Here is a 4,077-nt window from a genome sequence, read left to right on the forward strand (position 1 = left end):
TCGTCGTTACCACCCTCTTGTGGGGCGCGGTGCTGACGCTGTTGCTGGCAGGCTCCATGACGCAACTGGTGCGAAAAATTATCAGCCGGATCGGCCTGCCGCTGGTGATTGCGTCGCTGTTGTGGCTGACCTGGCAGTTTGGCGGCCAACTGCACAGCAAGGGGCTTGAAGCGTTCTGGGCTAGAGAGGGTGATGGCAGCATGGGCATGCTCTCGGCGATGGACCTGGTCATCGCCATGCCGGTGTCGTGGTTACCCCTGGTGGCGGACTATGCGCGTTACGGCAAGTCAGGCCGCAGCGCCCTGAGCGGCACCTGGCTCGGCTACGCGCTGGCCAACATCTGGTGTTACGCGCTCGGTGTGATGGTGGTCAGTGTGGCGCAGCCCGATGCCAATCTGGTCAGCGCCCTGCTGCTGGCGCAAGGCGGCCTGATCGCGCTGAGCCTGATCCTGGTGGATGAAATTGACAACGCCTATGGCGATGTCTACTCCGGCGCAGTGTCAGCGCACAGCATCAAGTCATCCTGGACGGTGCGGCAATGGGGGCTGGGGCTGGCGCTGCTGTGCACGGGCCTGGCGCTGGTGTTGCCGATGCACAGTCTGGAGCCGTTTTTGCTGCTGTTGAGCTCGATTTTCGTGCCGCTGTACGGGATTATTCTGGGGCGCCTCAGTGGTGTTTCGGTGGGCTTGCAGCCGATGCGGCGCAAGGTAGACCTCAGTGCCGCGTTGCTGTGGCTGGCTGGCATTGCGGTCTATCACCTGCTGACAAATTGGGCGCCGCAATGGGGCGCGGCCTTACCGACGCTGGCACTGACCTTTGGCTTGGCCTGGCTGACGCGCGCTAACGTGTCCATGAAGCAATTGGCAGAACCCGCATGAACATCACCATTTTGGGAGCCGGTCTGATCGGGCGCTTGCTCGCGTGTGAATTGGCCCGTGCGGGTCACCAGCTTGAGTTATTTGATGCGGGTGGCCCCGAGGCGCTGAACTCGGCGGCCCGCGCCGCGGCAGCCATGTTGGCACCGCTGGCGGAGTCGGCGGTCGCCGAGGACCCGGTGGTGAAAATGGGCGTGTACGGGCTCGGCCGCTGGCCTGCGCTGATTGCGCAACTGGATGAGCCGGTGTTCTTTCAGCAGCAGGGCACGATGGTGGTCTGGCATCGGCAAGATGCGGCTGAGGCCACACGTTTTTCGCGCCAACTTGAGGCCACGGCGCAACGGCTGCCGACGCTGCCGAAAGCGCAGCCGCTGGATGCGTCCGGCATAGCACGGTTGGAGCCCAGTCTGGGTGCGCATTTTTCGCAAGGCCTCTACCTGCCGGGCGAAGGCCAGTTGGACAACCACCAGTTGCTCGCCGCCACGCTGCATCAACTCCAGCGACTGCAGGTGACGATTCACTGGAACAGTCCACGCGCCCCCAGCGACTTCACCCCGGGGCAGCCTGGGCAGCCCGACTGGGTATTTGACTGCCGGGGCTTGGGTGCGCAGCCGCAGTGGTCCGCGTTGCGTGGCGTGCGCGGCGAGATCATCACGCTGCTGGCGCCGCACGTGAAACTGTCGCGCCCCACGCGACTGCTCCATCCGCGCTACCCGATCTACATTGCGCCCAAACAAGACGGCTATTTTCTGGTCGGCGCCACCGAAATTGAGTCCGACGACCTCTCACCGATGAGCGTGCGCTCCGCGCTGGAGCTGCTCGGCGCCGCTTATACGGTGGACAGTGGTTTTGCCGAGGCGCGCATTGTGGAGTTGGTCGCCCAGTGCCGCCCAGCCTTGCCTGACAACCTGCCCAGCATCCGCCAGTTGGGCCCACGCGTGATGCAGATCAACGGCCTCTATCGCCACGGCTACCTGATGGCCCCGGCCCTGCTGGATGTGGCGCTGGAACTGTTTCAAACCGGCACCTCGCCGCTGGCGAACGATTTTGCCCTGTCGATCCACCAATTGCCATGAACGTCATCATCAACCAGACCCGGCACACCCTGCCTGAGGGCGCCACACTGGCCGATGCAATTGAATTGCTGCAAGCGCGGGCGCCTTTTGCGGCGGCCGTGAACCTGCAGTTTGTGCCCCAAACCCGCTACAGCCAAACCCGACTGCAGAACGACGACCGGATCGACATCATTGCACCGGTCACTGGCGGTTAGGGGCTCCTGAACGTTTTAGAAGATTTTCACCATGTCAATGACCTCCCTGAATTCAAGCGCAGATACCCCCAGCGCCGATCCATTGCTGTTGTACGGCCAGCGCTTTAATAGCCGCTTGTTGCTGGGCACCTCCCGTTACCCTTCGCCCCACATTCTGGAGGCGGCGCTGCGTCTGGCCCAACCGGCCATGCTCACCGCGTCACTGCGGCGACAAAACATCAGCGACCCGGATACACCGAACCGGTTTTGGGAACTGCTAAGAACACTGGGTACGCCGGTGCTGCCCAACACCGCCGGTTGCCACAGCGTGCAGGAGGTCATCACGACCGCGCAGATGGCACGCGAGGTGTTTGAGACACCCTGGATCAAGCTCGAACTCATCGGCGACGACTACACCTTGCAGCCTGACACCCTGAACCTGGTGCAGGCGGCCAGCCAGCTGATCAAGGAGGGCTTCAAAGTGATGCCGTATTGCACGGAAGACCTGGTGCTGTGCCAGCGCCTGGTGGACGCAGGTTGCCAGGCCATCATGCCGTGGGCGGCGCCGATTGGCACCGGCAAAGGCCCCATCAACGCCTATGCGCTGCGCACCCTGCGTGAGCGCCTGAGTGTCCCCATGATCGTGGACGCCGGCTTGGGCCTGCCGTCGCACGCTTGCCAGGTGATGGAATGGGGTTTTGACGGCGTGCTGCTGAACACCGCCGTGGCCCTGGCGCAAGACCCCGTGGCCATGGCAGGTGCTTTTGCCGCTGCCACCCAGGCGGGACGCACTGCATTTTTGAGCGGCGCCATGCCCGAGCAGCAGGCGGCACAGCCCAGCACCCCCGTGCTGGGCACACCCTTTTGGCATCAGCTTGGAGCCGATACATGACCCAGCATGACAGCATGGTGCAGACCATCGTCACGGCCCACGCCGATGTCGCTTTGGCGCTTGACGCCAGCGCAGCGCAGCGCGCAGTCACCGCCACATTCACCTGTGAGGCAGCGGTTTACCGCGCCGCCAAAAGCGCCTGCCTGGCGCTGGGTTTCATTGAGGCGGATGCCGAGTGCGTGGCACTGGCCTGGCAAAAACAGACTGATCGCACCGGGCATTTTGACGTGCTGGCCTGGCCCGACCAGCCAGAGGATTTCGGTATGCAGGCCTGGCCGCGCCCAACTGCGTTTGCGGCTTGCCCGCGTCAATTGGGCCTGTACGCGGTCCTGCCCGATGCGGTATGGGTGGGGCGTATGGCACGCGCTGGTGTGTCCACCGTTCAACTGCGCTTCAAAGCCGATGACACGGTGGTCATTGCCCGTGAAGTACGCGCTGCGGTGACGGCGGTCAAAGGCACGAACGCCCGGCTTTTTATCAACGACCATTGGCAAGCTGCCATCGATGCCGGGGCCTATGGCGTGCATCTGGGGCAGGAGGACATGGTCGAAGCAGACCTGGAAAAGATCAGGGCAGCGGGCCTGCGTTTGGGTCTGAGCAGTCACGGTTACGCCGAGATGCTGCGGGCAGATCACTACAGTCCGAGCTACATCGCCATGGGTGCGGTGTTTGCCACCACGCTTAAACGCATGCTGACACCGCCGCAAGGCCTGGCACGACTAGGCGCTTATGCCCGGCTGATGCGTGACTACCCCCAAGTGGCGATTGGGGGAATTGACGCCAGCAAACTGCTGGACGTGCTGAACTGCGGCGTGGGATCGATTGCGGTGGTGCGTGCCCTGGTGGCCGCTGAAAATCCTGAAGTCATGGCAAATAGTCTACAAGCCAAGATCAACGCCAGGCTCTTGGCCATGGCGCCTGAGCCCGCGCTTTGAGATGCAAGGCGTTGCGCGGAGGTGCCGTGGAACAGATAAAGCAACTTCTTTTCTGTAAATTTCCGAAATTTAGTTTTGGGTGTTGGTGATTTGCAGCGCTCAGGGCTTCATGGTTAGATAGATTTT

5 protein-coding genes are annotated in these 4,077 nt (G+C 62.6%); all 5 read left to right on the forward strand.

The window, feature by feature from the left end; all coding sequences use genetic code 11:
• On the forward strand, positions 1–878 hold an 878-nt coding region (locus GZ093_RS20425; RefSeq protein WP_296489536.1), incomplete at its 5' end, for a cytosine permease.
• Positions 875–1,951, forward strand: coding sequence for an FAD-dependent oxidoreductase (locus GZ093_RS20430; RefSeq protein WP_296489537.1), 1,077 nt, complete (start codon positions 875–877; stop codon positions 1,949–1,951). The genes GZ093_RS20425 and GZ093_RS20430, both read left to right, overlap by 4 nt.
• A complete protein-coding gene (gene thiS / locus GZ093_RS20435) occupies positions 1,948–2,145 on the forward strand; it encodes a sulfur carrier protein ThiS (RefSeq protein ID WP_296489539.1) in 198 nt (65 codons plus the stop codon). Before GZ093_RS20430 ends, thiS begins: the two co-directional genes overlap by 4 nt.
• Before the next feature lie 31 nt (positions 2,146–2,176).
• Complete coding sequence (locus GZ093_RS20440) at positions 2,177–3,016, forward strand: thiazole synthase (RefSeq protein WP_296489540.1); 840 nt, start codon at positions 2,177–2,179, stop codon at positions 3,014–3,016.
• A complete protein-coding gene (locus tag GZ093_RS20445; RefSeq protein WP_296489542.1) occupies positions 3,013–3,951 on the forward strand; it encodes a thiamine phosphate synthase in 939 nt (312 codons plus the stop codon). Before GZ093_RS20440 ends, GZ093_RS20445 begins: the two co-directional genes overlap by 4 nt.
• The last annotated feature ends 126 nt before the right edge of the window (positions 3,952–4,077 follow it).

Origin of the sequence: Rhodoferax sp., from assembly GCF_010365055.1 — a bacterium.
Taxonomy (GTDB): domain Bacteria; phylum Pseudomonadota; class Gammaproteobacteria; order Burkholderiales; family Burkholderiaceae_C; genus Rhodoferax.

Coding starts and splice junctions, on each gene's coding strand:
- GZ093_RS20445 (WP_296489542.1), top strand. CDS start 3,013: ATGACCCAGCATGACAGCATGGTGCAGACCATCGTCACGGCCCACGCC.
- GZ093_RS20430 (WP_296489537.1), top strand. CDS start 875: ATGAACATCACCATTTTGGGAGCCGGTCTGATCGGGCGCTTGCTCGCG.
- GZ093_RS20440 (WP_296489540.1), top strand. CDS start 2,177: ATGTCAATGACCTCCCTGAATTCAAGCGCAGATACCCCCAGCGCCGAT.
- thiS (WP_296489539.1), top strand. CDS start 1,948: ATGAACGTCATCATCAACCAGACCCGGCACACCCTGCCTGAGGGCGCC.